General features: G+C 35.6%; 3 protein-coding genes. All 3 read right to left on the bottom strand.

The annotated features are described in order from the left end of the window. The coding region (locus tag ACI3VO_RS08495) for a hypothetical protein (protein WP_439757502.1) at positions 1-364 on the bottom strand (364 nt) is incomplete at its 3' end. A gap of 2,143 nt (positions 365-2,507) precedes the next feature. Beyond that, positions 2,508-2,747, bottom strand: coding sequence for a hypothetical protein (locus ACI3VO_RS08500; protein WP_439757503.1), 240 nt, complete (start codon positions 2,745-2,747; stop codon positions 2,508-2,510). Positions 2,748-2,945: 198 nt separating this feature from the next. Continuing rightward, on the bottom strand, positions 2,946-3,996 hold a 1,051-nt coding region (locus tag ACI3VO_RS08505; RefSeq protein WP_439757504.1), incomplete at its 5' end, for a hypothetical protein.

Below are 3,996 nucleotides of genomic sequence, written 5' to 3' on the forward strand. Positions count from 1 at the left end.
TGCCAATACGGTCGATACAGTCCATGACAGTTTCACGAGTAGCTTTAGGAAACTCGGGCACGGATACCGGGAAAGTCAAGTTAGGATCGTTAGACTCAGGGTTCAGCACGATCTTAGGATAACCGTCGAGATCCTTTTCGATGAACTTAATGCCGACTATATCAATCGCCTTAATAACAAACGCCTTTACTTCGTTCCGTAAAGTCTGCTTGCCGTTTACACAATCTTCCTTCCACTTAAGGTCAGGATTAGTTGTAACTACAGTTAATAATACTTGCCCAAAGTAAGGGCCATAAGCCTGAGCGGCTTTCCGGTAAGTCGCAATAGCGGACTTAGCTGATAAATTCAAAACTTCAGTATTCATAAAATTTTCCCTTTTTGATTCCATACTTGATATATAGTACGGAAAAAGTTAATGACTATGTTAATAAACTCTGTACTCTTCAGTTATTTCTTAAATGTTGTGTATACGTATATGTAACCGCTTTAAAAAGCTTTGAAAGACAACATACTAACTCAATAGTGTTAACCTACTAGGTACTTAAAATGAAATGATTCTTCTGTCAAATTTGGTATTAATCTGATAAATAAAATGATATTTAGTTTATAGTACTTCTACTATGCAGATTCAACTAACGTGATGCTGCATGCACCTCGTTCCCGTAATCTATAATGCTATTAGATGCTCTATAGATAGTTTATCATCAAACAAATGTTCTACAAACATATAAGGAAATTGTTATCGGGACTCTCCGCGAGTACCGGCGGTTTATCTAACCTTACTAAACTCACAGTCCATTGCTTAGCATGGCCCACTGTGCCTTATCCAGGACTTTTTATTTATACTGCACGAACATATAGGATTTCCACCTATTCATCGTATCCGCCTCATACGCTATTGCACTGAGAATACTTTTAATGATACATAGAGACAGTATGTACCTACGGAATTTAAAACGAATCAGCGTTCTCTTACGTACATTCTTGCGGTTTGTACTTTACGAGTTTCTAATGTCAGCATGACGGTTGGCAGTCTAGGGTGTATCAAACTCCTTACTTCTACTTTACAACAGTAGCTTGTATCTCTGTTCTAAACATTGAACTTCCTAAATTGTTTAAATAGTTAATAAAATTAGAGTTCATTTGCACAGCTGACTCTATTCAGCATATATCTTGAGTAAATACAATATAACATCTTATATTAGTAACCATTTACTGGTTGTAGTTTTCCACGCTACAGCAGCTCTATGTCTCTCTGATATTGTAGTTGTTTATTCTTATCGTCTAATACTCTGGAGTGAGCAAATATTGTTAGAATATTAAGCTTTTATATCTTAAAGCTTACGAAACTCTGCTAAATTTATTGAGTTATAGTTCTCAATACAGTATTTACACTACTAAAATAGACTTGCTAAAGGTCTTGTAGATATAGTATCAGAGTTATAGCGCTCTCATTACCGCTCGACGAGTTTGTTGCTCCGTAATCATTTCTCATTCAATTATACTCACACAAACGACTAAACACGTGAGTCACTTTAGACTTGAAAGGCTGCATCAATCTCATATGCATTGCTCTTATATTATTACTTGGGACATTGCGTATCCATCTTCAAGAGAACCCTATTTACGATAAGGCACAGAATTGGCTTCTGCTCCACGATAACCAGTCAAGATGATATAATGCATACCATAACACGGTTGCCCTTACATTAGTATCAGTAATTTTATCTTCCCTTTATACTACTAACCAATTATAGTAGAAACACTAGAAGTAGCCTATTTTTCCTTTCTGGAGGCATAATTGCCCTTTTATATAGCGAGTTTGGAATTCGCTTTTGAATGTTAGTCATATCAAGTTTGCCTCTCGGCTTTAATAAACCTTTTCCAAGGGTTTATTCAGGAACCGTATTGTTCCTGTTGCAGCGTCGTGTCTATACTCCTTTCTGATTCATATTGTGATAATACACGAGTACTTAAGAAGATTTCGTTCTCCTTATAAACTTTTGTTTTTCGTCTCTGCTGAGCTTATTTAACGGGTCTTTTTTGTCACCAGACGGTTCTCACAAATGGCTTGTTTATTACCCTTACGCCTCTTACTCTGCTTTCAACATAGTAAGCTAGTATCCTACCTTTTGAGTAATCTCACAGTTTTAGCTGCTAACATATTCTCGGATTCTGTAATCTTTCGATTTATTTCGGGCCAATGTAAATGAACATAGCTCCCTGACGCAGTCGATCTTCATACGGTTATGCCTGCCGGAGTGATTTACGCTTTAGTTTTACTCCTCTCGAACTGTAGTATAATTATAGCATTTGTTAAGCGGTTATTACTACTAACTTTTTACCGCTGAGGATTTATCTTCTCCTAGAATTATTAAACTCTGGTACTTACTAATACTATATTACTAAATAGTATACTAATACAAATAGTATATTTCTTTGGTAATATAGTATTAATATTAATGCCATCCGAGTTATTAAATAGTACTTATCTACAACATAAGTATTTATTCAAAGTTAAGTACAGGTTTTTCGGTTACTTTATACATGCTAGCTATATGAGGATAACCTGATTGTACTTCTTTTTCTTTAACAATAGTTCTGTACTTTGTGATTACTTTAGTCTTAGGTTCACCTATAGTTCTCACATTTACAGCTACATCGGTATTACTACTGTTAACAGAAACTTCTTGAGTTTCTAAATTAACAGTAATGTCTACAGTCTCTGTAGTTTTAGGTACTTTCAATAGACTGCTAAGTTCTATTGGAGACAATGTTACAGGTGGACTAGCTTGAATAGTTTGTGCACCTGGAGGAATATTATAACCAATGATACAACTGGCTGCAAATAATAATGGCAAAATAAATTTCTTCATTATATTGATTATATTAGTTGTATATACCTCTAAGAAAGTTCTTAAACCGAATTAAAGCACTAAACGGCTTTAGTTTTTTTTTTCAGTTTCAGGCTGTTCTGCTTCTTTCTTTGCTTCTGAGCAATAGAAAGCGCATTCAGCAATACGGTCCATAGGATCACGGTACAGATTAATAATCTGACCTATCTTCAGACGTAGCTGGTCTTCTGATACAGTTTCTCCTTTCTTGAAGTAATTATTCTTAACTATAGATATAGTCTGCTTAGCTAATTGCTTAGCAGCTTCATCTTCGTCATTCTTAGAGTCAGTAAATAGTTTATCTACAAACTCTACACCAAGACTACCTATTATAGCTGTCATAGCTTTGTTTTTAGAAGGATCTTCAGATGCTTCTTTGTTAGCTACTTTAAGCTTATACTTGCCTGTAATAAAACATTTAGCAAGATCAGCAATCTGCTCTTCACTCCAACCTAAGTTATCTTTAGACAAATTACCGTGAAGGATGCAATGCGCCTTAATAGGATTACCAGTTACACAGGTATAGTTATATATAGCTTGTCCTAAACCGTTAAAAATAACAGTAGCGGGAGTAAGGCTAAAGATTTCTTGTAACCATTCGCCTACTGTACGATTATCAAGTTCAAGTTTCTTTTCAGCGTTTTCTTCCTTTAGACCACAATAAACTCGATACCATTCTACAGTATTAACTACATTTTCAGCAATATTCTTGCCTTTAGTGAGAAGATGGTTTAACGCCTTTACTACTTCTTCATTAGTAGTAATTTTGTGAGGGTCTAATTCGACCTTCTCTTCAGTTATAGCTTTCTTCTCATTTAGTGATTCAGGAATCTTAGATTCTGTAAAATCAAGAGATAACTGTTTACCAGGGCCAGGTAAAGCAATAGCAGGAGCTAGTTCTATACCTACCATAGCAGCAGCTTCTTTAAGTTGAAGTACTTGCTCAGGGTTAACTGTTAGTTTCAGTTCACCGCGTTCGTTCTTAGCCATAAGTTCATTGCGAAGATCAACTAGCGCTAGTACTACTACTACATCTAAGTTACGAGACATAGACTCATAGAACTCGGGATAGCGTTCTCTAAGTTCATTGTTAGATGCGTAC

The organism is Intestinibacter sp. (assembly GCF_051866655.1).
Lineage (GTDB): Bacteria > Bacillota > Clostridia > Peptostreptococcales > Peptostreptococcaceae > Intestinibacter.